The 25,408-nt window shown below is 39.8% G+C and carries 26 protein-coding genes, 3 tRNA genes and 1 pseudogene; 19 read left to right on the top strand and 11 right to left on the bottom strand.

What is annotated here, in order from left to right:
- The first annotated feature begins 8 nt into the window (after positions 1 to 8).
- The 12 genes from PWQ49_RS05765 (at position 9) to PWQ49_RS05710 (ending at position 10,394) form a co-directional block, all read left to right on the top strand.
- Positions 9 to 1,058, top strand: coding sequence for a V-type ATP synthase subunit C (locus tag PWQ49_RS05765; protein ID WP_363321819.1), 1,050 nt, complete (start codon positions 9 to 11; stop codon positions 1,056 to 1,058).
- A complete protein-coding gene (locus PWQ49_RS05760) occupies positions 1,058 to 1,360 on the top strand; it encodes a V-type ATP synthase subunit F (RefSeq protein ID WP_300608891.1) in 303 nt (100 codons plus the stop codon). The genes PWQ49_RS05765 and PWQ49_RS05760 overlap by 1 nt, the downstream gene beginning before the upstream one ends.
- Positions 1,351 to 3,087 (top strand): ATP synthase subunit A, encoded by a 1,737-nt coding sequence (locus PWQ49_RS05755; RefSeq protein ID WP_300608889.1) that lies wholly within the window; start codon positions 1,351 to 1,353, stop codon positions 3,085 to 3,087. The genes PWQ49_RS05760 and PWQ49_RS05755 overlap by 10 nt, the downstream gene beginning before the upstream one ends.
- Position 3,088: 1 nt before the next feature.
- Positions 3,089 to 4,474, top strand: a complete 1,386-nt coding sequence (locus PWQ49_RS05750; protein WP_300608887.1) for an ATP synthase subunit B — start codon at positions 3,089 to 3,091, stop codon at positions 4,472 to 4,474.
- Between the two features lie 14 nt (positions 4,475 to 4,488).
- Entirely contained in the window at positions 4,489 to 5,106 is a 618-nt protein-coding gene (locus PWQ49_RS05745; RefSeq protein WP_300608885.1) for a V-type ATP synthase subunit D, read from the top strand.
- Between the two features lie 4 nt (positions 5,107 to 5,110).
- Positions 5,111 to 5,287 carry a hypothetical protein gene (locus PWQ49_RS05740; RefSeq protein ID WP_300608883.1) on the top strand — a complete coding sequence of 59 codons (177 nt, stop codon included), beginning with the start codon at positions 5,111 to 5,113 and terminating at the stop codon, positions 5,285 to 5,287.
- A 471-nt stretch (positions 5,288 to 5,758) separates the two neighbouring features.
- On the top strand, positions 5,759 to 6,235 hold the full coding sequence (locus tag PWQ49_RS05735; RefSeq protein WP_300608881.1) for a hypothetical protein: 477 nt from the start codon (positions 5,759 to 5,761) through the stop codon (positions 6,233 to 6,235).
- 4 nt (positions 6,236 to 6,239) lie between these two features.
- On the top strand, positions 6,240 to 6,851 hold the full coding sequence (locus PWQ49_RS05730; RefSeq protein ID WP_300608879.1) for a hypothetical protein: 612 nt from the start codon (positions 6,240 to 6,242) through the stop codon (positions 6,849 to 6,851).
- A gap of 18 nt (positions 6,852 to 6,869) precedes the next feature.
- A complete protein-coding gene (locus PWQ49_RS05725; protein WP_300608877.1) occupies positions 6,870 to 7,712 on the top strand; it encodes a hypothetical protein in 843 nt (280 codons plus the stop codon).
- A gap of 10 nt (positions 7,713 to 7,722) precedes the next feature.
- Positions 7,723 to 8,196: a hypothetical protein gene (locus PWQ49_RS05720; protein ID WP_300608875.1), complete on the top strand. Its 474-nt coding sequence runs from the start codon at positions 7,723 to 7,725 to the stop codon at positions 8,194 to 8,196.
- A 3-nt stretch (positions 8,197 to 8,199) separates the two neighbouring features.
- A complete protein-coding gene (locus tag PWQ49_RS05715) occupies positions 8,200 to 9,003 on the top strand; it encodes a hypothetical protein (RefSeq protein WP_300608977.1) in 804 nt (267 codons plus the stop codon).
- Positions 9,004 to 9,014: 11 nt separating this feature from the next.
- The gene (locus PWQ49_RS05710; protein WP_300608873.1) at positions 9,015 to 10,394 is read left to right on the top strand and encodes a hypothetical protein; all 1,380 of its coding nucleotides are present in this window, start codon (positions 9,015 to 9,017) and stop codon (positions 10,392 to 10,394) included.
- Between the two features lie 460 nt (positions 10,395 to 10,854).
- On the opposite strand, the gene PWQ49_RS05705 is transcribed toward PWQ49_RS05710, so the two are convergent.
- The 3 genes from PWQ49_RS05705 to PWQ49_RS05695 are packed head-to-tail and all read right to left on the bottom strand — an operon-like array spanning position 10,855 to position 13,530.
- Positions 10,855 to 11,337 carry a hypothetical protein gene (locus PWQ49_RS05705; protein ID WP_300608871.1) on the bottom strand — a complete coding sequence of 161 codons (483 nt, stop codon included), beginning with the start codon at positions 11,335 to 11,337 and terminating at the stop codon, positions 10,855 to 10,857.
- 8 nt (positions 11,338 to 11,345) lie between these two features.
- Positions 11,346 to 11,822, bottom strand: a complete 477-nt coding sequence (locus PWQ49_RS05700) for a hypothetical protein (protein ID WP_300608869.1) — start codon at positions 11,820 to 11,822, stop codon at positions 11,346 to 11,348.
- Entirely contained in the window at positions 11,812 to 13,530 is a 1,719-nt protein-coding gene (locus PWQ49_RS05695) for a hypothetical protein (RefSeq protein ID WP_300608867.1), read from the bottom strand. The genes PWQ49_RS05700 and PWQ49_RS05695 overlap by 11 nt, the downstream gene beginning before the upstream one ends.
- Positions 13,531 to 14,201: 671 nt before the next feature.
- Here PWQ49_RS05695 and PWQ49_RS05685 point away from each other — a divergent pair.
- From PWQ49_RS05685 to PWQ49_RS05675, 3 genes and pseudogenes are all read left to right on the top strand, one after another.
- Positions 14,202 to 15,170 (top strand): MASE3 domain-containing protein, encoded by a 969-nt coding sequence (locus PWQ49_RS05685; RefSeq protein ID WP_300608865.1) that lies wholly within the window; start codon positions 14,202 to 14,204, stop codon positions 15,168 to 15,170.
- Between the two features lie 5 nt (positions 15,171 to 15,175).
- Complete coding sequence (locus PWQ49_RS05680; protein ID WP_300608863.1) at positions 15,176 to 15,982, top strand: HAMP domain-containing sensor histidine kinase; 807 nt, start codon at positions 15,176 to 15,178, stop codon at positions 15,980 to 15,982.
- 60 nt (positions 15,983 to 16,042) lie between these two features.
- Positions 16,043 to 16,138, top strand: a pseudogene (locus PWQ49_RS05675) (NYN domain-containing protein); the annotation flags it as partial.
- A gap of 97 nt (positions 16,139 to 16,235) precedes the next feature.
- Here PWQ49_RS05675 and PWQ49_RS05670 read toward each other — a convergent pair.
- The 7 genes from PWQ49_RS05670 to PWQ49_RS05640 form a co-directional block, all read right to left on the bottom strand.
- Positions 16,236 to 16,323: transfer RNA gene (locus PWQ49_RS05670), tRNA-Leu, on the bottom strand.
- A 67-nt stretch (positions 16,324 to 16,390) separates the two neighbouring features.
- The gene (locus tag PWQ49_RS05665; RefSeq protein WP_300608861.1) at positions 16,391 to 16,882 is read right to left on the bottom strand and encodes a hypothetical protein; all 492 of its coding nucleotides are present in this window, start codon (positions 16,880 to 16,882) and stop codon (positions 16,391 to 16,393) included.
- Positions 16,883 to 17,018: 136 nt separating this feature from the next.
- Positions 17,019 to 17,090: transfer RNA gene (locus PWQ49_RS05660), tRNA-Gly, on the bottom strand.
- Positions 17,091 to 17,181: 91 nt separating this feature from the next.
- A complete protein-coding gene (uvrB, locus tag PWQ49_RS05655) occupies positions 17,182 to 19,158 on the bottom strand; it encodes an excinuclease ABC subunit UvrB (protein WP_300608859.1) in 1,977 nt (658 codons plus the stop codon).
- A gap of 46 nt (positions 19,159 to 19,204) precedes the next feature.
- Positions 19,205 to 19,498, bottom strand: coding sequence for a DUF131 domain-containing protein (locus PWQ49_RS05650; RefSeq protein WP_300608857.1), 294 nt, complete (start codon positions 19,496 to 19,498; stop codon positions 19,205 to 19,207).
- Positions 19,495 to 19,737 (bottom strand): DUF131 domain-containing protein, encoded by a 243-nt coding sequence (locus PWQ49_RS05645; RefSeq protein WP_300608855.1) that lies wholly within the window; start codon positions 19,735 to 19,737, stop codon positions 19,495 to 19,497. The genes PWQ49_RS05650 and PWQ49_RS05645 overlap by 4 nt, the downstream gene beginning before the upstream one ends.
- 31 nt (positions 19,738 to 19,768) lie before the next feature.
- The gene (locus tag PWQ49_RS05640) at positions 19,769 to 20,392 is read right to left on the bottom strand and encodes a hypothetical protein (protein ID WP_300608854.1); all 624 of its coding nucleotides are present in this window, start codon (positions 20,390 to 20,392) and stop codon (positions 19,769 to 19,771) included.
- 541 nt (positions 20,393 to 20,933) lie between these two features.
- Between PWQ49_RS05640 and PWQ49_RS05635 the strand changes: the two genes are divergently transcribed.
- From PWQ49_RS05635 to PWQ49_RS08320, 4 genes are all read left to right on the top strand, one after another.
- Complete coding sequence (locus PWQ49_RS05635; protein WP_300608852.1) at positions 20,934 to 22,160, top strand: proteasome-activating nucleotidase; 1,227 nt, start codon at positions 20,934 to 20,936, stop codon at positions 22,158 to 22,160.
- Positions 22,161 to 22,230: 70 nt separating this feature from the next.
- A tRNA-Glu gene (locus PWQ49_RS05630) sits at positions 22,231 to 22,305 on the top strand.
- A gap of 564 nt (positions 22,306 to 22,869) precedes the next feature.
- The gene (locus PWQ49_RS08325) at positions 22,870 to 23,217 is read left to right on the top strand and encodes a CNNM domain-containing protein (protein WP_363321818.1); all 348 of its coding nucleotides are present in this window, start codon (positions 22,870 to 22,872) and stop codon (positions 23,215 to 23,217) included.
- 9 nt (positions 23,218 to 23,226) lie between these two features.
- Entirely contained in the window at positions 23,227 to 23,883 is a 657-nt protein-coding gene (locus tag PWQ49_RS08320; RefSeq protein WP_363321817.1) for a hypothetical protein, read from the top strand.
- An 84-nt stretch (positions 23,884 to 23,967) separates the two neighbouring features.
- Here PWQ49_RS08320 and corA read toward each other — a convergent pair whose 3' ends face one another.
- Positions 23,968 to 25,041 carry a magnesium/cobalt transporter CorA gene (gene corA / locus PWQ49_RS05620; protein WP_363321816.1) on the bottom strand — a complete coding sequence of 358 codons (1,074 nt, stop codon included), beginning with the start codon at positions 25,039 to 25,041 and terminating at the stop codon, positions 23,968 to 23,970.
- Positions 25,042 to 25,408: the final 367 nt, after the last annotated feature.

Genomic DNA, 25,408 nt, shown 5'->3' with positions numbered 1-25,408 from the left:
GTAAAAGTATGGTTAGTCCTGTGCAAAGTCGGGGCAGTTCTAACTATGCATATTCTGTTGCGCGTGTGCGGGCAATGAAAAGTAAGCTTTTGCCAAAAGAGACATACGCAAGACTTGTGAATATGAAAATTGATGAGATCATCAGGTTTATCGAAGAATCTGAATACAAACAGGACGTCGATGAGCTGGCAAGAACCTATGACGGAATTGACCTCATTGAACATGCATTGAACAAAAACCTGGCAAGTACTTTCACAAAAATTATCAATTTTACTAACGGTGAGCTGAATTACATACTTACAGAGTATCTTAAGGACTATGATATATGGAATATTAAGGCTATTCTGAGAGGAAAGTACTACGGTGCACCGGTGGATGAAATTAAGGAAAGTCTGGTTGCAGCCGGTCAACTCAGCTATGGAAAGCTTTCTGCTCTTGCGGAAAAAGATTCAGAAGATGATGTAATTGAAGCCCTCCAGAACACTCAATATTACATAATATTGAAAGAATATGAAAAAGGACAGCTCTGGAAGATCGAAAACCTTTTAGATCATATGTATTATAGCAGCCTGTTTCAGACACTTGGTAGTACAAAAATCAGTGATCGAAGGCATTTCATGAAATTCATTCGTACAGAAATTGACATCAAAAACATCACACTGTTAATGAGACTCAAGAAATATGGAACGATTGATGCAGAAAAGAGTGCAGATCTGATGATTGCGGGAGGGCTTGAACTTGGACTCGCTGAAATTGAAAAGTTGCTCCCCCTATCTTTTGAAGAGTTATTGCAGTCTCTTGAGAAATATTCCTACTGGAATGCAATTGCAGATATTGCTGATCCCAATATAGACTCATTGACAGATCTGGAAACACAATTAACTAAATATAGTCTTCGAACTGCTGGAAGCTTCTCACATGAGTATCCTCTCTCAATTGCCCCAATCATGGATTATATCCTGAACAAGAAAAATGAGATTCGCAATCTTAGGATAATTGTCAGGGGAAAAGCCTCCAATCTCAGTGAAGAGCTAATAAAGAATCAGTTGGTGATTTGATGGAACTTGCAGTTGTAGGAAAAGACCAATTTGTCACCGGATTCAGGCTGGCAGGTATCAAGAAAGTTCACGAAATCAAGGATGACGGGGAACTAGAGGCAAAAGTCAATGATGTCATTGATGATTCGGAAGTCGGAATCCTTGTAATGAATAGCGACGATTTTAATAAACTACCGGAAATTCTAAGAGAAAAACTTAGTGAATCTGTAGAACCAACTCTAGTGACTCTTGGAGGAACAAGCCAGAGTTCAAACATAAGAGATAAGATAAAACAAGCGGTAGGTGTAGATTTGTGGAAGTGAAAGGTGAAATTTATCGTGTAGCAGGTCCAGTAGTTACCGTTACCGGAATCAAACCTAAAATGTATGATGTGGTTAAGGTTGGTCACGAAGGGCTTATGGGCGAAGTTATCAAGATTGAAGGAGACAAAGCAATCGTTCAGGTATACGAAGATACTGCCGGAATCAGGCCCGGTGAACCTGTCGAAAACACCGGAATGTCCTTGTCCGTAGAACTTGGACCTGGATTATTGGAAAGTATTTACGACGGTATTCAGCGACCTCTACAGGTATTGAAGGAAAAAATGGGAGACTTCATTGAGAGAGGTGTCACAGCAAATGGTCTTGACAGGGAAAAACAGTGGGATTTCAAACCTACTGTAAGTTCTGGAGACCATGTAAAGGGCGGTGAGATTATTGGTGTTGTTCAGGAAACACCTAATATCGAACACAAAATTATGGTTCCACCTAATGTTTCCGGCACTGTTAGTGAAATCAAGGAAGGAAAGTTTACTGTTGATGAAACTATTTGTGTACTCTCCGACGGAACAGAACTTTCAATGATGCAAAAATGGCCAGTCAGACAACCAAGACCTGTTAACAAGAAGACTACTCCGAACAAGCCACTTATTACCGGTCAAAGAATCCTCGACGGAATGTTCCCGGTAGCAAAAGGTGGTACTGCTGCCATACCTGGTCCATTTGGATCCGGGAAGACAGTTACCCAGCAGCAGCTTGCGAAATGGAGTGACACTGATATTGTAGTTTATATCGGATGTGGAGAACGTGGTAATGAGATGGCTGATGTTCTTAACGAGTTCCCCGAACTCGAAGATCCAAAAACCGGAAGGCCACTCATGGAACGTACAGTTTTAATAGCAAACACATCCAACATGCCAGTAGCAGCACGTGAAGCGTCTGTGTACACTGGAATTACTATTGCAGAATATTACCGTGACATGGGATACGATGTATCACTAATGGCAGACTCTACTTCCAGATGGGCTGAAGCAATGAGGGAAATCTCCTCAAGGCTTGAAGAAATGCCTGGTGAGGAAGGTTATCCTGCATACCTTTCTGCAAGACTTGCCGAATTCTATGAACGCGCAGGTGCTGTAAACTCCCTTGCAGGACTGGACGGTTCAATTACGGTAATAGGGGCGGTTTCACCTCCGGGTGGTGACTTCTCTGAACCTGTTACACAGAATACACTTCGCATTGTGAAAGTGTTTTGGGCACTGGATGCAAAGCTCTCCCAGAGGAGACACTTCCCCGCCATCAACTGGCTTAACAGCTACACACTGTATAATCAGACACTTGCTAACTGGTTTACAGAGAACGTAGGTATAGACTGGAACGACCTCAGGGAAAACGCAATGGATATACTTCAGCAAGAAGCTGAACTTCAGGAAATCGTGCAGTTGGTAGGTTCCGACGCACTGCCGGAAGACCAGCAGCTTACCCTTGAAATTGCAAGGATGATAAGGGAATACTTCCTTCAGCAAAACGCATTCCATCCGGTGGATACATTCTGTCCATTTGACAAACAGTACAAACTGCTCAAAGCAATTTCAAAATTTGCAGGCACTGCAACTGAAAAACTAGAGCAGGGCGTCCAGATGAAAAAGATCATGGAAATGAAATCCAAAGACGAACTTGCAAAGGTCAAGTTTGAGGAAGACTTTGATGCGGCCCTCGAGGCAGTAATGGCAAAGATGGATGAAGAATTTGCACAGCTTGGAGGCAACTGAAATGACCAAAGAATACAAAACCATTGTAAACATTGCAGGGCCTCTTGTATTTCTTGAGAAAACTGAGCCTGTAGGTTACAACGAACTGGTACAGATCAACCTCCCTGATGGCAGCACTAAACGTGGCCAGGTTCTTGACACATCTGCTGACATGGTAGTTGTGCAGGTATTCGAGGGTACCGGAGGACTTAACTCCGAATCAGGTGTTGTGTTCAGCGGGGAAACAATTAAGCTACCTGTATCAAAAGATATGCTTGGACGTATCCTTTCAGGATCCGGTGAACCACTCGATGGTGGACCCCGTATTGTTCCAGAGAAACGCCTGGACGTAAACGGTGCAGCAATGAACCCATATTCAAGGATGCCACCCGAGGATTTCATCCAGACAGGTATTTCCACAATTGATGGTACAAACACTCTTGTGAGAGGACAGAAACTTCCAATTTTCTCAGGGTCTGGCTTACCACACAACGAAATCGCTTTGCAGATTGCAAGGCAGGCAAAAGTCCCTGGATCTGAGGAAGATTTTGCTGTGGTTTTCGCAGCCATGGGAATCACCAACGAAGAAGCACAGTACTTCATGGAAGACTTTGAGAAAACTGGCGCACTGGAGAGGGCTGTTGTGTTCCTCAACCTTGCAGATGATCCTGCTGTAGAGCGTATCATTACACCAAGAATGGCTCTTACAGCTGCAGAATACCTTGCATATGAGCATGACATGCACGTGCTCGTAATTCTGACGGATATCACAAACTATTGTGAAGCACTGCGTCAGATGGGTGCAGCCCGTGAAGAAGTTCCTGGAAGGCGTGGATACCCAGGTTACATGTACACTGACCTCGCTTCCCTTTATGAAAGAGCAGGTGTTATCAAGGGACTAAAAGGTTCTGTTACCCAGTTCTCCATCCTTACAATGCCCGGTGACGATATTACTCACCCAATTCCTGACCTTTCCGGTTACATTACCGAAGGACAGATTGTGGTATCCCGTGAATTGCACATGAAGGGAATCTATCCGCCAATCAATGTTCTGCCTTCACTTTCCCGTCTGATGAACTCCGGTATAGGAGAAGGAAAGACAAGAGAAGATCACAAGGCAGTATCTGATCAGCTTTATGCAGGATATGCAGAAGGTCGTGACCTCCGTGGCCTGGTAGCTATTGTCGGTAAGGAATCATTATCCGAGAAAGATCAGAAGATTCTGGAATTCGCAGACCTGTTTGAAGACCGCTTTGTACGTCAGGGAAGGGATGAGGATAGGAGTATCGAAGATACACTCAATATAGCATGGGAAATTCTTTCCGAGATGCCTGAATCATATCTGACTAGGATCGACAACAAATATATTGAGAAATATCACCCTGCACATCAGAATAAAGCAGAGTGAACAGGTGATGTATCATGGGCGCACAAGATGTTAAACCAACTCGATCTGAACTCATTGCCCTTAAGAAGAAAATCAAGCTCTCAGAAAGTGGCCACAAGCTCCTTAAAATGAAAAGAGATGGCCTCATTCTTGAGTTCTTTGATATACTCAACCAGGCTAAAGATGTGAGGAACGAGCTGGATGCAGCCTATGCTAATGCCACCGAGAAATTTAAATTCGCTGAAGCAGTAGAGGGACGTGTAACAGTTAAATCAACTGCCTTTGCATTGAAAAACACACCGGAAATTACTCTTCGAAGCCACAACATAATGGGCGTTGTTGTGCCAAAGATTGATTCTTCCAAGGTTCACAAATCTCTCAACCAGCGCGGATACGGAATTCTCGGCACAAGTTCTTACATCGATGAAGCAGTAGAATCATACGAAATCCTTGTTGACAAGATAATTCTTGCTGCAGAAATTGAAACTACTATGAAAAAGCTGCTTGATGATATCGAAAAGACTAAAAGGCGTGTAAATGCTCTTGAGTTTAAGGTAATCCCTGAACTTTCAGAAGCAATGGCATTCATCAGCCTGAGGCTTGAAGAGATGGAAAGGGAAAACACTTTCCGTCTGAAAAGAATAAAGGCGTAAGACTATGCAAGACGAAGAAGTCGATCGTTCATACAATTTGATCGAGAGGCTCTTCCTGAAATTAATGGAACCCCAGAATAAAGCCAGGATACTCAGATGGGCTTGGCTTATATCCCTGGGAATGCTGGTACTGGGATACTTAATCATCTATGTTAAGGTATCCCAATACATCAATTTTTGAAATATTCTGCCAAAGAGGCATTAGTTTATCTTGATATACAAGATGCTCTTATATTTGGAAAATGTGCCACAAGCGAGAGGTAATCCTTATATAAATAACTCCTATAGTGATTATTATTTACTAAAATAGGGTAACAATGGATAATCAAAATAGGGAGAAACAACTCATTCTGATGATAGACCCACGTTTCCATGTGATGAAACTCCAGCAATACCAAATTTTGCAGAGAGTGTCTTGAAGTCCTTATGGAGCTTGTCGGCAGGAACTTAACTTATTATGAAGAACTTATTGGTTACTTTCACCTGACGACCATTTGAAACCGGTATGTCATATTGAAAAAATTGCATGAGTGAAAGTGGATAAAAACCAGCATTCTGTTATTGAAAGGGACATAAAGAAACTATAAGGTGGTACAGAGATATACGGACTATAATAACATCTTTATATAATGTGAGTTAAATAATTGATAATATGCTTTTCGATAGCAATAAGGGACAGATGGCAATTGATTATCTGGTGGGGATTACTATATTTTTACTTACCGTCTTTTTTGTTTTCCAGTATACTTCAGGTCTTTTCACACCTTTTGCATCTGATTCCGATGAGATTACGCTTGTCGCAGATCGCGTAGCTACAACTATTATCGAAAATGAAATGAGTGCGCAATCCATAACAACACCCAATCTCGTTGATAAAAACCGTGTAGCCGCTTTTACTAACTTGCTGAATGTTGATTACAATGACACAATACATGCACTTGGTTTAAGTGGAGGATATTACACTTATAATCTTAATATCACCATCGAAAACAGTACGTCTGTGATGTACATTGCAGGAGAAAAATTGCCCTATTACGGAAACATTGGACATACAAAAAGAGTAGTTCTTCTGGAGGATAAAAATGCAGGAACAATTGAAGCAGCAATTGTTTCAGTAAAAGTGTGGTGATCCAATGAATATTCAAAGAAAGTTTTTTTGGAAAAACACTGGTGCACAGCTAAACACACTCGAAGGAATTATTGCTGCAACGATAATGATTGGAGTTCTAGTGTTTGCTGTTCAGGCAACATCTCTTACCCCCCTTACATCATCTACTGCAAATGCCCATGTTGAAACTCAATTAAATTCGCTTGGACAGGACATAATTACTTCACTTGATCACTCGTCTTACAAACAGGATTCAGATCTCAAGAAAGCCATTTTGGCATGGAATGGGGATGAATACGTATGGGATTCCACACATTACGTGTCTACAGACAACGCAAGTGATACCCTTGAAGGGCCGATACAGGAAATACTTGAATTTGCAGTGACCGAAAATGGAATTGTGCATAACCTGGGATATACATTCATGACTCTTGATGGTGATAGTAAGACAGTCTATTACATTTACAACGGTGATCCTTCTGATAACGCTGTCATAATTTCAAGAAAGGTACTGCTCTCTAATACAGATATAGCAAATGTTGCAACATTTGAGAATGCCACTGGCATTCCGGATGTGGATATTGCAACTGATTACTACAATATTATCGATGTTAAACTGACAATGTGGCGTATGTAAAATGGGGATAAGGGTAACATGAAGAAGCTTGATGATTCCGGACAAATGCTGTTGCTTGCCGCCTTCGCCATCGCATTTATGATAGTTGTATTAACAATTATGTTAAACAATCTCATTTATGCCAGCAACGTTGCATCCGAATCAGGTGATGAACTTAATTATTATGAGATCTCAAACATTGTTCAGTTAATAGATGAAGCAACTAGTGCCGCTTATTACAATGCTACAAGTGATGGAGGATCATTCAATAATGCTGCATTTTCAAATTATATGAACACGTTCCAACAGGAAATGGCTATTCTATATGCTCATAAGGGAATTTCATTCTCTTTTGAAAACAGCACTTTTAATGATGCATATTTTACGCAAAATGGCCTGGAATCAGGACGTGACAATTGGATTGTTATTAATAACGTCAAACAAGTTAATAATTTTACAATTGAGATACCAGACACAAGCAAGCTTGCAAATGCTTCAAGCCAATTCGAAGTGAAAGCTATCAATCAATCTGGTTCAACGATCTGGTATATGAAACTGTACAATGACTCTACCAGTATCAATGTAATATCAATTGATCAAAACAATTCAATTGCTCTTGTTCCATACTTTTTTGTTGATATTATGAACAATAAAGTTGCTGATACAGCCTTTAATTTCAATTTTACATCCAGAACTTCTAATGAAACATACAGAATAGAATATTATAACGGAAGCAGTGCAGTCGGACTGTACTCAATATCTGGAAATTTAGTGACAAATGAAACATTTGAATCTGAAAGATACAAAGTCATCAACACTACAATAAATATCGCATCGGGGGAAAACAAGATTAGTGTATCGGTACCTGTAACTGTACCATAAGGAGTGAAACATGAAAAATTTGTATCAGGACGATAGAGCAGTATCCATTGCTGTTGGTTTCATACTTACTTTTACCATCACAATCCTGACTTTTACAGCAATTATGCAATCATCTTATTTCATGACGGAGCAAACCGAGGAAAATGTCATGAGAGAAGAATTTGAGATACATGGAAATAATATCGCACTCCAACTTACAGAAATGGACACTATGATATACGTCGTTAATAATACAGGCGGAGACGTTGAGGAAATGCGGTTGGAAATGCTGCTCCCACTGACAATTGCAAATGAGTACTATAGTGTGGAATTCTCAAACAGCACTTCGGTGATAATATTTGAATCAAAAGGCAGAGCGCAAACAAGAAGTGAAGTGCCTTACAACCTTGAACATGCTAGCATTGAGTCAAAAACGATAAACAGTGCAGCCGGTGACCACTATTTACTTTACAACAGTACTGCAAACCTCATAGAGATATATTGAGTGATGAAGATCATGAAACCGGGATCCAAAAAAGTGACAGAAATGTCCAAGTCTGAAAATGCAGTTTCCGAGGTAGTTGACTTTGTACTCATACTCGGTATAATGCTGCTTGCGATATCCATAATCACTCTTTTTGGTATGCCGGCACTCACCGCCCTTCAGGATAACGGACACACTGAAAATATCAAGCAAAGCCACATTGTATTGGCTGATAATATAAACAAAATTGTTTTCGGAAATACGCCATCGCAATCTGTAGAATTGAAAATGTACGGAGGTGGTGGAGTCTGGGTCATAGGCGACAGTTCAATTAATGTGACCATCCAGACATGGAATTCATCCAATAGTAGCTTTGAGAGCGAAAGCTTCACACGTCAACTCCGTGAAATACGAAGTGAATTTGAAACAACTGCCATCTCATATGAAAATACCGGAGTCTGGGCAAAATATGATAATCAGGGGGTAGTGATTGTTAAGGAACCACGTTTTACATTTTCAGATAATATTATGATTATTCCCGCTGCCACGTTACTCGGAACAAATGGAATGAGTGGGGAGGGACTAATAAGAGTTGTTGCGGACGGCGGTTCGCCATCTTTGTTCAGTTATTCAAATGTTTCATCTGTAGATATAAAAATAGTGAGCAACTATTATGAAGGCTGGGAAAAATACCTCAATGAATCACTGGGTATGCATCTGGTAAGCAAGGATGATGCAAATAAAACAATCCTGATGCGACGTGATAACTTTACGGAAAATATAGATGTCTACATTAAGTACTCACCAATAACCGCAACCATTAAATAAAGGGAAGAAACATGAACACCCTACAAAATTTAGTATTGTCCAAAAAGGCGGTATCCTCTGTAGTAGGAGTCCTGCTCATATTTTCACTCACCATTGTTTCAATGAGTATCATTCTTCTCTTTGGAGTACCCGCAATTAATGACATGCAGGACAATGCCCAAGCACAAAAAGTAGAAGAAGAATTTACAATTCTTGACTCACGAACAAGTAAGGTCGCACTTGGCGAATCTCCACTACAGACCATAGCAATTACCATGATAGGCGGAGGGGTTTATGCAAATGATGCCGATGATCCAAACAGCAGTAGCATTACCATTCGGATCAGCAATACTACAAACTCCAGCTTGACAGAGGAATTAACAGTCTCTCTTGGAACTCTTGAGTATATAAAAGACAACAGCTACATAGCCTATGAAGGCGGAGGAGTCTGGTCAAAACATGAGAGATACGGCGGCTCCGTGATGATTTCTCCACCTGAATTTCATTACAATGGAGAAACCCTGACACTTCCGATTATGAGTATAAAGGGAAATTCATCAACATCCGGTTCAGGTGATGTCCGTATTGCAATCAGATCAGACAGTAAACCGGATCTGTTGTATCCCAACACTTCAGTTTCATCTTTAAGGACAAACCCGATTACATCAAACAAAGTAGTTGTCATTATAAAAAGTGACTACTATGACGCTTGGGCAAAATATGCTGCAACTATGACCCAGACTAATGTCAAGGTTGATGATACAAATAATACGGCAACAGTGGAATTGTATACGTCACCACCAATGGGAGAAATGCCCCTTATTAATGAAATAAAAATTGCTCCCCTAAACCCAGCAAATCCAGATCCATTTCAAGATTTCGTGTTTTATTTTGAAGCTGAAGACAATAATGCTAACGGATTAAATCCGGATAATTATGTTATAACTGCAACTTCTGGAAGTCGGACACTAACATACAAATTACAGAAGAAGAGCGATTTGCATCTTGACGTAATTTATGAAGACACGGATATAAGTTCTGATGCAGAAGAATGGGAAAGTGTAGATGATTATCATATATATGGTACACAAGAAGACCAATACTCTACTGTGGATTTGACAAATGATACGTTCATGATGAGATACACAAAAAAAGCTGCTGATCCGGACTTTTCATGGCCAAATGATATTATAGAAAAATATAATGAATCCTTTTCTATCAAAGATCTTACGCAACATTACATAAAGCTGATGACAGAAGAAGGATCAATAAATTTTATTATCGATGGTGGACCGCAGGATCCTATAGATTATTCAACGTCTACTGTTACATTGAACTATGATATTGCACCGGGATTTATTACTTACCTGCATATCACACAGAATGATCTTTATGTCGACATCTTAAATTGAAAATGCTGTTATACAAAAGCATTTTTTCTGTATATAATGATTATATTTAAAAGAAAAACACTGCTTTTATCAATTAGTAATTTCTATCTGATCATATTTTCATAGAAAGTCACAAGGAAAATCGAATCTGGATCTGATTTGAGTTCAACCCATCTGATCCAATTTGACACTATATGCCACCTAAACTCTATGAAGAGCCATGCCCTGTAGTCACTCTCACATCGTAATCCAGATCACTCATTGCAAGCAGGATGTCATCAGAGTTGAGATGTGCTGCTAGTTTTATCCAGTAGACCCTGTGGAATCACTAAATGAATAAAGATCTTGCTCGGAACAAAAGCAGATCTGATTACTGAAAAACCATTGATTTCCTATATCATCCCTCATGTTTTTCAGGAAAATGTGCAAAAATTGTATCGTGAAGGATAATTCAAATATTCTACATTTGTGAAGAATATAATCAATCTCCTCCATCATCGTCCCCATCATCTGCATCATCGTCTCCCAGATAATAACCATCATGATCCGGATGCATATTTCCCCTTTTCCTTTTAGAAATTATTCTATTTCTCCAAAACTCATATCCAAAATTTTGTTCGAAATCATGTCTGGGTAGCCTGGAGACAAAATCGTTAAGAAAAGCATCCAGATAATCATAAGCTTCTCTTTCATCCAGAAACCACAGCAGGATTGCAAGTGCGGTCAATCGTGAATTTTCTGAAGTATCTCCCCAGCAAAAGTTTTTATGTTTTCCATCAGTCTCTTCAAGTACTTCAGGAGCAGGGGTAAGGGGGCTTCCAAAAAGGAATATTTCCCTGGTTTGCCAGTTTCCTTTAATTTCAAGACCCTGTTGAATTACTCTCCTGTAATTGACAGCCTTATCGTCAATGAGTTTATCAAGTCTCTCAATAACACCGTCCATAACCCTACCAAGCAATCCCATGCAATCCCTCAGGCGACAATTGATTTAACGACAACCTTTGAACGGAACTCATCCATATCTATCTCATAATTCAGCAGGGATTGTACATCGGTAGTATATGCTTCGACCTGATAGAGCGGTTCATCGTCTGAATACATCTGGATCACAATCCTTTCTGCATGAGGAGCTATTTCCACAGCAGTACCCATCATATAAAACCAGGAAAGAAGTGAATCCACCTGCGAACGTACAGGAGGCTGTTCATAAGCTATGAGCACATAGTCATCGGTGACTTTCACACTGGATTTTTCGAAACCACTGAAAGCAAGGGTCTCGTAGATCTTCATACTCTGGGCCCTGTATTCTGAAGCAGTGCCATCGGCAACAGGGTCCCATTCATCGATATCTATGTCAGGCGATAATTCACTACCATCATCTCCGCCCATAAACAAGAGCAGAATAAACAGGACAAATATGCCTGCAATTATCTTTTTATCATAAGTCATACACCTCCCCGTCATTATAAACAACGGAAGGATTGGAATACTTCACAACCTGGCAATTGTCCCATGTCCAAGGCTTCCAGGAAGTTTTATCCATTATTGCCACATCGTCTATAGGGTTGCCCTCAATATCTGTCGGTATGTAATAGGTCTGACCCTTTATTGTTGATATTACCCATAAATCCGGTGAAAGGGTTTTTTCATTTCCTTTATCGTCCTTGTATTTGAATTTGTAAACAGGCCCCTCACTGGTCTCAATCCTTTCCCCATATCTATCCAGGAATGCATTCGGAGTCTTTGTACCCCTAGCACCACTCGAAATCTGGCCCTGTCTGAAATCACTATTTGAAACAGCATCATCGATGGCAGGCATGACCATTACTGTCTTTTCAACTACTTCCGAGCCCCTTTCAATCAGCTTACCGACAACTGGGATGTTGCCTCCTAGCTTTTGACCCGCCTTGGCAAGACCATAAAGAGCTTTTGTGGTTGTACCAGCTGAACCTTTAAGCTGGCTCAGTTTCTTTGTATCATCAGATACCTGCTTTATTTCTTCAACTTTTTCTTTGACAAAGTTCAGATTATCTACATCATTTACAAGTCTGGCAAAATTTGAATTTTCATAATCTTCAGAAAAATAAGTTGCAGCCTGCTGGCCGGATTTGATACTTTTAATCAGGTCCCTGTCATCTTTTGAGAGTTTTTCTTTTTGCAGGACCTCCTGTATCTTTGCTGCAACTTTTTCTTCGCCTTCATACCTCTCCTCACGCTGGAGGGATACTTCTCCATCAATGCCAAACATGAAATCATCATCAAAGGTATCTTTAATGAGTTCATCATTAAGAACAGGGTCCTGTTCAGAAGATACATCTATTTCCTGAGCCGGTATTTCATCTATATATTCAAAGCCAATTCTTAATGCATTTATGCCTATGGAATAAGACTCCATCTCTGCCATGAAATTATCGTCCAGCAAATAAGTACCCATGATCTGCTGGTATTGCAACACATCTTCTCTGGAAATCTCCTCTACTGAGACCGTACCTTTTACGTCGACTACATTTTCTTCTTCAAGTATATCAATGAACTCTTCAATCTGCTCAACATCAATTTCAACAGATTCAACTGTTTCGGGTGTTTCATCACCTATTGTAGGCGAATTTTCAATTATTTCTTCTTCCTTTTGTTCAGTGGATTCAACAGGTGCAGTTTCACTATCATCTACAGGTGACACATCGCTTGATGCCCCTACATATTCTCCAATAGCTCCGCTTTCCACGGAGAGTCGCACAAGTTCATTAAAAACCCATTCAGATACAGGACGGATTTCTTCTGCAGGCAGATTGTAACCGTCGACTGTTATATAGATGGTTTTTCCATCCGGACCCGGAGCTTTGATCTCAGCGCTGCTTGATACCACCTGATTGGGAAATTCCCCAATCACAACCCTGTCATCAAGGGACCAGTAATCCAGGGATTGCATTTCACCTTCGATATCATGTCGGTTATCACTGGTATATATATACCCAAACCTGTCATCGGCTCCCTCATACCATATCCCACGGTCATCCATGGTGTTTTCAAGCTCTTTTGCAATCTCAATTACCAGAGCCTCATGATCTTCTGCAGCAGAATTGGAATATTCGGCTGCTACAGTGCCTGTAATACAAATTAAAAATAAGCCTATAAATATTATATTGAAGATCTTCATATAAAACTATATGCTCAATTACTATATACATTTTTATCCCTCTCAACAAACTATAATTTCAAGGATTTAGAAAAGTATTGAGGCTTGCCCAAAGGAACCGTTTTGAATTTTAGTTAGTGGGCTATTTGCAGAATTCATACATCGTTGGTTTTATAGTTTTCAGCACAAATTATTAACACATATTAATGCCGATATGATTTTATGGTGGTAAAAAACAAATTTCTAATTAGACAAATATTACACAACCTCGAATTAAACGAGGCACAAAACACTAAGTATTTCATATTCTGAATGGGAGAAGATGGGATTTTCTAAGGGTACTTTACATTACATGAAGAAGAACGCTAAGTCTGGTAAACCTTTTAGTTTGAATGCTCATGTAAGGGAGAGGTTGGAGATGTGGGGATAATGCTGTTAAAAATATGAGAATAGTCCATTTGAGTTGTATAATATGAATAAATTTAATTGAGAGAATTTCTATGAAACAACAGCTTTATCCCACTTTAATTTAGAAAAAACTACTATTACAGCCATAAATGAATAAATTCTTCACTGAAAATAATTAGTAGTTTTGAAATAGGCTAAATACAACAAATATAATAATATATAACTAAAACCGATCCATATTCTAGAATTTGCAGTTACTTCCATTCACATTAAGAAGGCCATATATGCATCAAAGTAATACCAATGTTCGAAAAAATATTGATATCATCTTTCTAATAGTGGCAATCACCGGGTTGTATATTATAAGCCTTTACAATTATCTTTTATTCCATTCCCTTGTGGAATTATTCAGCATAATTATTGCATTTGCTTTTTTCCTGATAGTCTGGAACCGCAGAGATATTATAGAAAATAATTACGTCCTGATTACGGGAATTGCATACCTGTTCATAGCCTCTATTGACCTTTTACATACCCTTGCATATAAGGGCATGAATATATTTTCCGGCTATGATGCAAATCTACCCACCCAACTGTGGATAGCAGCAAGATATCTGGAAAGTTTGACTCTCGTAGTATCGTTTTCCCTCATTGGAAAAAAAATAAAAGCATCAAATGTGACAATAACCTATTTTATCATAACAACAATCCTGATTGTTTCAATTTTTGGCGGATATTTCCCGGATTCTTACATAGAAGGAGAAGGATTGACTTCTTTTAAAATATACAGCGAATACCTGATAGTTTTAATCCTGCTAATAGCACTCAAATTACTTCATCAAAAAAGAAATAACTTCCTACCCAATGTGTACAGAGATCTGTCATTGGCTATTGTTTTTACCATAATTGCAGAACTCGCTTTTACTTTCTACATAAGTGTGTATGGATTTTCAAACCTTGTAGGACATTTTTGTAAGTTAATTTCATTTTATCTGATCTATAAAGCAGTGATAATTTCAAGTCTTGACAACCCCTATGAGATGTTGTTCGGGGAATTAAATCAGGAAAAAGAAAGATACAAAAATCTTTTCACGACAATGAAAAGCGGAGTAGTTGTTTATGAACCGGTTGACAACGGAGAAGACTTCCTGATCAAGGATATAAATCCGGCAGTGGAAAAAATAGAAGGGGTGAAAAAGGAAGATATCATCGGAAAAAAATTACTTTCGTTTTCCCCAACTCCAGAGAAATAGGCTTTTTGGATAATTTAAGAAGGGTCTGGAATACAGGCAATCATATTCATATAGACCCCTTCCACTATTATGACTCTAAAAGAGAAGGATGGAGGGACAACGATATCTACAAACTTGCAAATGGAAATGTTGTTGCAGTGTATGAGGATATCACAGAAAAAAAGGATATACAAATACAGCAGGCACGGCTCATAAAAGAACTGAAATCAGTCAACCAGATCCTTCGCCACGACATATTCAATGACCTTAATGTAATTTTAATGTCTGTAGATTTATTCAGGAATAAAAGGGATGACAAATATCTTGATATGATTAAAAGAGCAGTAGAAAAGAGTATTTCCCGGATAAACGAAATGAAAATATTTGAAAAAACACTGGATTTTGAGAAAAAACTCAAACCATTTCAATTAAATAAGGTTTTTGAAAAATTACATGATCAATATGATTTGAAAATAAACATAGAAGGCGATGCCACAGTCATGGCCGATGAGGTCATATATTCAATTTTTGAAAACCTGCTAGAAAATTCAATTAAACATGGGAAGGCAGATACTGTTGATATAAAAGTAAAAGAGACAGAAGATGAAGTAGAAGTCATAGTAAGTGATAACGGGACCGGCATACATGATTCCATAAAAAAGAAGATTTTTGATAAAGGATTTTCCACAAGTAATGGTGGAATGGGTTTATACATTGTCAAAACTGCAATGGATCGTTATGGTTCAATACAGGTAGAAAACAATAATCCACACGGAGCTCTTTTTATTCTCAAATTTAAAAAATATCTAGGCAACGAAAATGGTAAAATCTGAATGAATCCAACTGCTGGAAGAGAAGATGATTACAGGCAGAGAAGGATTTTTTGTATGGGCAAGCAGGAATTTGACGTAAATCTCGAGGAAATCCAGGATGTTTTTAAAGAACACAGGAATGTCAAAATCAGGCGTGTTTTCCTCAATCTGTATGCTTTAACGACTTTTACTGCAGTGGGTACAATCCTAACCTCTAAAAACACAATTTTTTAGAAGAGTGGTATTTTTCCTAGTTAACTATATCACAAAAGATTGGTGCGGGGGGTGGGATTCGAACCCACGAACTTCTACAAGACAGGGTCCTAAGCCCTGCGCCTTTGGCCTGGCTGGGCAACCCCCGCAAAAGATAGCTAACAGATAGCGCACTGGCATATTAATGTTACGAAAATGAGATATTTCAATCTATTTTCAACTTCTTTTCTCTGTATTTGCCATGCTTCCCATCATGCTTTCGATCTGGCTTTTGAGCCTTTCAGGGTTGGAACTCACAAGGATAACGCTTCTGAAATACCCGTTATTCTTTCTGATTCGCACACCCGTGTCATGAGAACTTGCAAAAACAAGGGTCCTTCCATGTACCCGTAAGCCCCAACCCATGTAAACACCCAGTCCGGGCTCAAGTTCCACAGATTCGATTTCAGAAAAAGGAATCCGGTATTTCAGGGGCGGGTAACTCACAAGCACACCTTCCGAGCTTACCGAATATTTCAATTTCAGGATACCCTGCATTGCAATCGAATAAACCACAAAAACAAAAGCTACAATGTAGAATTCTTCGCGATCTGCCCCGAAACCAAATAGTGAGAAATAAGAAAAGGCAGTCACTGCCAGCAATATGCAAAAAACTCCCCACAGAAAAACTTTCATCGCAGCACTTAATGGTGCTTTTTCACTATACATGCAATAAACCTCAAGCCGATTTGATCGTTAGTTTCAGCCTTTCAATGACCTTTCCAACAGAAAAGCTTCTCATAATGGAAAATAGAATCACTATGGAATAAAAAACTGTTGTAATGTAAAAACAAAAGGGGTGAAATGCGCCGACCGGGATTCGAACCCGGGTTTAAGGCTTGGAAGGCCTCAGTCATAGCCACTAGACCATCAGCGCACGGGTATCCCTTCATAGCCTTTTTTTAGATATAACCCTTTCGGCAGAGGGTTTTCCATCAGGTATTGCAAGTATTGCATAATATTTAGGGTTAATCTTCCTTCAAAACACGGATCTTGTCCCTGAGCATTGCAGCCCTCTCAAATTCAAGATTCCGGGCAGCTTCATGCATTTCAGATTCGAGGTCAATAATCATATCCTGAAGCTCAAGAGGTGACAGGTTTTCGGCAATTGCAAATTCTGGCACCGATTCAACTAGCGATTCTTCTGACTCCACGAGTTCCCGCTGAATAGCTTTAGTGATACTCTGAGGAGTAATGCCATGAATTTTGTTATACTCAAGCTGGAGATTCCGCCTACGATCCATCTCAGCCATGGCCCTTTGCATGGAACCTGTTACTTTGTCAGCGTAAAGAATAGCATAGCCGTCAACATTTCGCGAAGCACGACCAATTGTCTGTATAAGAGAGCGTTCCGATCTCAGGAAACCTTCCTTGTCCGCATCCAACACCGCAACAAGGCATACCTCCGGAATATCTAACCCTTCCCTGAGAAGATTAATTCCCACAAGTACATCAAATTCTCCTTTTCGGAGGGAGCGTACAATTTCCGCCCTTTCAAGTGTATCGATGTCCGAGTGCATATAGCGAACTTTAATTCCCATCTCAAGAAGGTAATCAGTCAGATCTTCCGCCATTTTTTTGGTGAGAGTTGTAACAAGAGTTCTGTAACCTTTTTTGGTAACGTTCCTGATCTCAGCCATCAGGTCATCAATCTGATTCTTCACAGGTCTTACATAAACTTCAGGATCAACGAGCCCTGTAGGACGAATAATCTGTTCCACCACCTGAGTGCTCAATTCCAGCTCATAATCTGCGGGGGTCGCAGAAACATAGATGGTCTGGTTCAAGCGTTGCTCGAACTCTTCATAGTTAAGCGGTCGGTTGTCAAAAGCCGAAGGAAGCCTGAATCCGTATTCAACCAGGGATTTTTTCCGTGCCCTGTCGCCATTATGCATCCCCCTTATCTGGGGGATAGTTACATGGGATTCATCGATAAAAGTTATGTAATCATCAGGGAAGAAATCCAGCAGCGAAGACGGGGGTTCGCCCGGCATCCTGCCGTCAAAATGGCGTGAGTAATTTTCAATTCCGTTGCAGTAACCCAACTCTTCAATCATCTCAATATCAAACTTAGTACGCTGGGAAAGCCTCTGGGCTTCAATAAGACGGTTTTCAGATTCAAGTTCTGCGACCCTTGCCTCCATTTCCTTTTCAATGGACCTCAGAGCCCGATCCATGTGTTCCATTGGCATAACAAAATGCTTGGCTGGATAGATCATAACATTTGATTCAGGATCAACTTCTGCAATCGTTTTGCCCGTTAGGGGTTCAAAATAGCTAAGTCTGTCAATTTCATCCCCAAACAGCTCAACCCTGACAGCCCGATTATCCTGCGCCGGGAATATCTCTACAGTGTCACCACGTGAACGGAATGTGCCTTGCGTAAATTCAATTTCATTCCTGTTGTACTGGATGTCCACCAGTCTTCCGAATAGTTCTTTCCTGCCGATTTCCTCGCCCTGTTTAAGGAAAATAGACATGTTTCGCCATTCCTGTGGTGAACCAAGATTGTAAATACAGGAAACACTCGCAACAACAATGACATCCCTGCGTTCAAGAAGAGAACGTGTTGTAGACAACCTAAGACGGTCAATTTCATCGTTTACGTGTGAATCTTTTTCTATATACGTGTCAGTTGTCGGTAGGTAGGCTTCCGGTTGGTAATAATCATAGTAGCTGACAAAATATTCCACAGCGTTGTTAGGAAAAAAGTCACGAAATTCAGAAAACAGCTGTGCTGCAAGTGTTTTATTGTGTGCTATGACGAGTGTTGGCCGTTGCACGTTTTGAATCACGTTGGCCATTGTGAACGTCTTCCCCGAACCTGTGACACCCAGCAATGTCTGGTGTTTGTGTCCTTCCAGAATACCGGTACTAAGCTTTTCTATTGCCTGTGGCTGGGAGCCTTTCGGAGCAAATTCTGACACAAGTTCAAACGATGGCATTGCATTTCACAGTGTGTTTTGAAAGTGTAAATATGTAATCCTGTAGTCAGCGGAAAAAGACAAACAGTATAATATAGAGGAGAACTAGCACAACAGCAAGTTTCATCGCAACTTCAGCTCCCTTGCTATCTGAGCCAAATACTATTGGAATTGGTCCAATCATTATCACGCCACCGCCGGAAAAATGCGATTGCTCCCTGACCGTATTTTCAAAACCAGAATCGCTGCCATTTTGTTTTTTACCATTGTTTTGTGAAGATACGCCTGATTTTACCATCAGTAGTACACCATAGATCAGCAAAATCATTCCCACAATTATTAGAAAATCACCAATCATCATACTCCCCTCCGTAGGATCATATAGAAAATAAAGAGGGCAGCTCCGACAAACAACATTGTTGTTGTGATTTCAGGAGAAGAACCAAAAGCAATGGGAAATGGCCCTATGAGAATAATTCCGCCAAACTCTGAATTGCTTCCACTGTTCTCAAATGCTTTCACTATTAATCCTATAACAAGAAAAAAAATACCTAAAAAAATCAATGAAATGCCCTTTTGGAAACTTGAACCTGAAGACATTGTCTTCAATTAGGAAATACACTAATTTAAATCATACCCTGTGAAGGTATAAATGAGCATTTTTCTGGCTGTTTTCAACTGGATTTTCGTCGCCAACAAAAAGATATTCCCTGCGGTTACGGTTGCCTCGCCTCTCAACAAGGTTTTTGTGGAACATTCTGGAGAGGTAAGTTGAAACGGTACTCAGTTTGATGGGTCCGTAGATGGTTTCGTAATGTTGTTGGATGTCCTGTGAAGTGGCCCATACCCTTGGAAACTCATATTTCAAAAACAGTTCAAGCCTCTCACTTATCGTTAGTGGAGTACCTGTGGCCTCATTCCGAACAAATCGGCTGGACTTTTCCACCGCAGCATGCTTCCCAATATGTTCCTGAGTGGTGGGTGGTGGTACGGGAAGAGTATTTTGTTGAGGCGCATACTGCGGTGGAAATTGTGTCCAGCAGGTAGGATAATATTGATAGAACATTTGTGGCACTGGTTGTGGAGGAACCTGTGGTTGTTGGATGGACCTGGATGAAGATTCGACTGATGGAGGTTGCGTGTCACCAATCATCTCGATGAATTGAATTAGTTTCTGTTCCCAGCCATCACCTTCCAGTCTGATAGTGGCGATTTCCTTGTCATCGTCATCAAACACTTCTAGCCGAACCTTCATCCTCAAGCCTCTTGATGAATCCATCCATCCCCTCAGACGTATGAATTCGCAATACCACTCATCCCCTCTGACGATGGCTTGCAAGTTTATTGTGAAGTTGTGGTTACAATTCACATTACAAATATAATGTGATTTGACAAATTAATAGTAAACACTGATTACATATAAATGTTTCTAATAGATTACTGTAGAATACTGTTTTTGCAGAATTTAATGCCATAATAAGCTATAATAATACAAAAAGCCCTGTATTTTTAATGGCTCTATCGACATATCAAGAAACTAATTAGAGCAATAATCTATAGATATATAACTAATTTCCAGTGGAAATGAAGGGGTTAGTTTTAGACTGTATTAAAGTGTTATTTAATCTTTAAATTCAGAAATAAATCTATTATTGGCTTTAAAATTGAAAAACAAAGAATGAATAAAAACTAACAATGTGATTGTGAAAACAGTGAATAAAGATTTTTTAGCGTTTGCCTGCAAAAGAAGATACTATAGTTGGGTTTATATTGGATGATATCTATAGGCTGTCCACATGACAGATGCTGATGCAGGAACACCCACAGAGATTAAAAACTCGGATAACACGGCTGCATTTAATGAAAAAACGGATTATGAGAGCCTTGTCCGAGAAATCGAGGAGCTTAAGCTTAAGAACGAGGGCTTAAGAGCAAAATTGCTTGAATCAAATTTGCTCGCAAATAGCTATCTCGAGGAAATATCCAAACTTAAAGAGCAACTGGATCGGGTAACCTCTCCACCATTTTTTATAGCTAGTGTGATGGAGATAGATGGAGACATGGCGCTGTTACGCCAGCATGGCAATAATCAGGAAGTTATGACTACCATTCCACCTGAACTTGCACACCGACTTGAAATTGGCTCAAGGGTTTCTATCAATGCGGCATTTGCAATTATAGACGTACTTAGCAAGGCCACCGATGCGCGGGCGCAGGTCATGGAAGTAATTAATTCCCCGGGGATTAGTTATGATATGATCGGAGGACTGGAAGACGTGCTCAAAGAAGTCATCGAGGCTGTCGAGCTTCCACTCACAGAACCCGAGCTTTTTGAGAAAATAGGTATTGAACCTCCAAGCGGCGTCCTTTTGTATGGTGAACCCGGCACAGGGAAAACACTCATCGCTAAGGCTGTGGCGTCCAGTGCACATGCCACGTTTATCCGCATGTCCGGCTCGGATCTTGTGCAGAAGTTTATCGGTGAAGGCGCAAGGCTTGTAAAAGACGTTTTCCAGCTCGCAAGGGACAAATCACCATCTATCTTGTTCATTGATGAAATTGATGCCGTTGGCGGAATGAGAACCCATGACGGTACAACGGGTTCTGCTGAAGTAAACAGAACAATGCTTCAGTTATTGTCCGAGATGGACGGGTTCGATCCCAGCGGCAATGTCAAAATCATAGCGGCAACAAACCGTATTGATTTGCTGGACCCGGCACTGCTTCGACCGGGAAGGTTTGATAGGATAATTGAAGTTCCGCTTCCTGATGAGAAGGCAAGGCTGGAAATCCTGAGGATTCACACCAGACAAATGAATCTGGCAAAGGACGTGAACCTTGAGAAACTTGCAAAGATGAGTAACGGCCTCAGTGGTGCAGACCTGAAGATTATTGTGAAGGAAGCAGGTATGTTTGTGCTCCGCCGCAGAGAGGAGGAAGTTACCATGAAGGATCTGCTTGATGCCTTTGAGAAGGTTACCACGGAAGACGAACAGCCACTACCCGGTGGGATGTTTGTATAACCCACCTCTCTAGTTTTTTAGAACAAAAAATTAATATAGATTAATCCGTATTTAGGTGGTTAGTACGTGTGCTCCGATAGTGTAGCACGGCCAATCATACAGGACTCTCACTCCTGTGACTGGGGTTCGAATCCCCATCGGAGCATTTCTATTTTTATTATTCAGTGTTTTCAATATAGCATCTCATGAAATCAATTCATGATTTTCCCATAGATTGCTATGCAAGATGATTGAGCCACCGCACATTTTAGACATAAAAAATCTACGATTATCATTCTACACCCAAAAACGGAATAGATAATTTTCAAAGAAACAATAAATTCAGACTCTTGTTCATTTACCCCCATAAAAATCATCGAAAACTGCTCTGCTTTTTTGAATAATTCGTTTCTTTGAGAGTAGTGAGTAAGGATCGAGTAATTCATTAACAAAAATTGAATAAAATACATCATGTTGTTCTTTTGAGATAGGATTCATACCATGTACAAACAATGAAGCCATACTTTGGGTATATTAAGTACTTGGAGGCAATGTCTTGGATTGTTTGCATTCAGGAATACCCAATGGAGTATTCGATTAAAAAAAGCGCAAACAATCCTGAATCATTTTAGTATATGGATGAATCCCTATGGGTAGCAATATAAATCATAATTAACATAATACAATTGTGTACATGAATCTGATCACGATTTGGGGTAAATGAAGTAATATGAACCTAGTCATCTGGATCCTGATTTTTCTTTGTTTGGTACAATCTGCTTTGTTTTCCGGGCTTACGATAGGGCTTTTTGGTTTAACTCGCTTATGGCTTGAAACCGAAGCAGAAGCTGGCAACAAAAGTGCAGCAAAAATACTGGAAATAAGAAAGGATTCAAATTACCTGCTAACTACATTGTTATGGGGTAATGTTAGTGTTAACGTCTTAATTGCGCTGCTAACTGATTCTGTTATGACAGGAACTGCAGCGTTCATATTTTCAGCAGTCTTTATCACATGTTTTGGAGAAATTGCCCCACAGGCCTACTTCACAAGAAAAGCTATGAGTGCTGGTGCATAGCTTGTGCCGATGGTCAGGTTATATCAAATTCTGTTCTACCCTGTGGCAAAACCTACAGCTATGATGCTTGATCACTGGCTTGGAAAAGAGCAGATGACTTATTTCAAGGAAAATTCTTTCCGCATAATGCTTGAGAAACACATAAAATCTTCAAAAACAGATATAGGAAGATTTGAAGGTATTGGAGCTCTGAATTTCCTTTCAATTGACGACATAAGTATTTCTGAGGAAGGTTCTGTCATAGATCCAGATAGCATTATTACGCTTCCAATTGAAAATGGGCTTCCGGTTTTCCCGGAAATAACACGGGAACCTTCCGATCCGTTTCTCAAAAGGATTAATATATCTGGTAAAAAGTGGGTAATAATAACGGATCACCTTTTCCAGCCTGTAATGGTAATGGATGCCGATGGTTTCCTCAGAGATGTCCTTTTCAGGGAAAAACCATTTAATCCTTTTGCATATTGCCATCGCCCAATAGTGATTACATCTCCTGATACAAAACTGGATAGTGTAATTCCGAGACTGAAGGTCTATTCAGTACACCCGGATGATGATGTTATTGACATGGATCTCCTTCTCTATTGGGGACCTGATGAAAAACGAATCATAACAGGTTCCGATATACTTGGGAGACTACTACGTGGAATTGTCGTGAGAGTATGATTTACCATTCCCTTATTATGAAAAATACCTGATTTGAAAAATCAAGAATGAGAGATTTTAATGAATAATTTCATCTCCGCTTTTTCAGAGCCATCTTTTCTTCTTGAAATAGAAAACCATTAAGAGAAGAATCATGACCATCACTACCAACACTGCAGGATACCCCCATCTCCATTGTAGCTCTGGCATGTACTCGAAATTCATTCCATAAACCCCTGCAATAAAACTAAGGGGAATAAAAATTGTTGCAATTATAGTCAGTGTTTTCATAACTTCGTTCATACGGTTGCTTACACTGGAAAGATACAGTTCAATCATTCCGGAAAGCATTTCTTTGTAAGTTTCAACGGTATCTATTATTTGTATAGTATGATCATAAAGATCTCTCAGGAAAATCACTGTTTTTTCCTGTATCAGAAGTGAATCTCTTCGCTCAAGATTACGAATGACTTCTCTTAGTGGCCAGACGGCTTTTCTCAGAAAAATCATCTCACTTCTCAGGTAATTTATCTCTTCCAGTATTTCCCGGTCGGGATCGCCGATTAACTCTTTTTCGATGTCATCAATATATTCCCCCAATCTTTCCAGCATGATGTAATAATTGTCCACAATTGCATCCATCAGGTTATAGGCAAGGTAATCAGACCCCATTGTCCTGATCCTTCCTTTTGATTTTTGGATTCTTTCACGCAGATGACCAAATACATCCTTCTCAGATTCCTGAAATGAAATCACATAATTTTTCCCCAGAATCAGGCTTATCTGCTCTGCCATAATATCGTTTTCTGTTTCTTCAAAATACAGCATTTTAAGAACAATATACAGGAAATCTCCAAAATCTTCCATCTTAGGGCGCTGGTTCGTGTGGAGAATATCCTCAAGAACAAGGGGATGCAGGCCAAAATAAGAACCTATTTTCTCAATAACATCGATGTTGTCAATTCCGGTCACATTGATCCATGTTACTTTCGCTGTATCCTTGTAAGGGAAAATATCTTCCACCCTTTCAACAGTTTGCTCTTCAAAGCTTTTTGAATCATAGTCAATAACAGAAATGGTGGTTTTCTCGCACCGCTTTTCTCCAACTTTCATCAATGTGCCTGGAGGAAGACCAGCTTTTGTTGATACCTTGGATGAGTGTCTTAACAAAGGGCACACCTTCTTTTCCCAGATCTGCTCTCTTTATCAATACCACCGTCGTAGCGATCACTGTAATAAACCGAATAATACTATCTTTTCATGTGTTCCCTCTCCCGAGAACTATCTGGACAAAATGTCCTTGGGACAATCCGGAAATTTGTATTTAAATTATTTTTGCAATCTCACTTAAACATATCCGAAAATTCATCCTAATTGAAAGCAAACCTATATATTCAAACGTTTATTTTATCAGGTGTCGTCTATAAATACCCGAAAATCCTCCCAAACTCACAATAGTGTTATTGGAATTGACAGGGTTTCCGATGGGATAGCGTACAGTCTTGAACAGTATTCGATAACAAGGTTGATAAGACCGTGTGTAAAA

Origin of the sequence: Methanohalophilus sp., from assembly GCF_030156785.1 — an archaeon.
Lineage (GTDB): Archaea > Halobacteriota > Methanosarcinia > Methanosarcinales > Methanosarcinaceae > Methanohalophilus.
The sequence above is the reverse complement of the archived record's forward strand: the minus strand, read 5'-3'. Positions and strand labels throughout refer to the sequence as shown.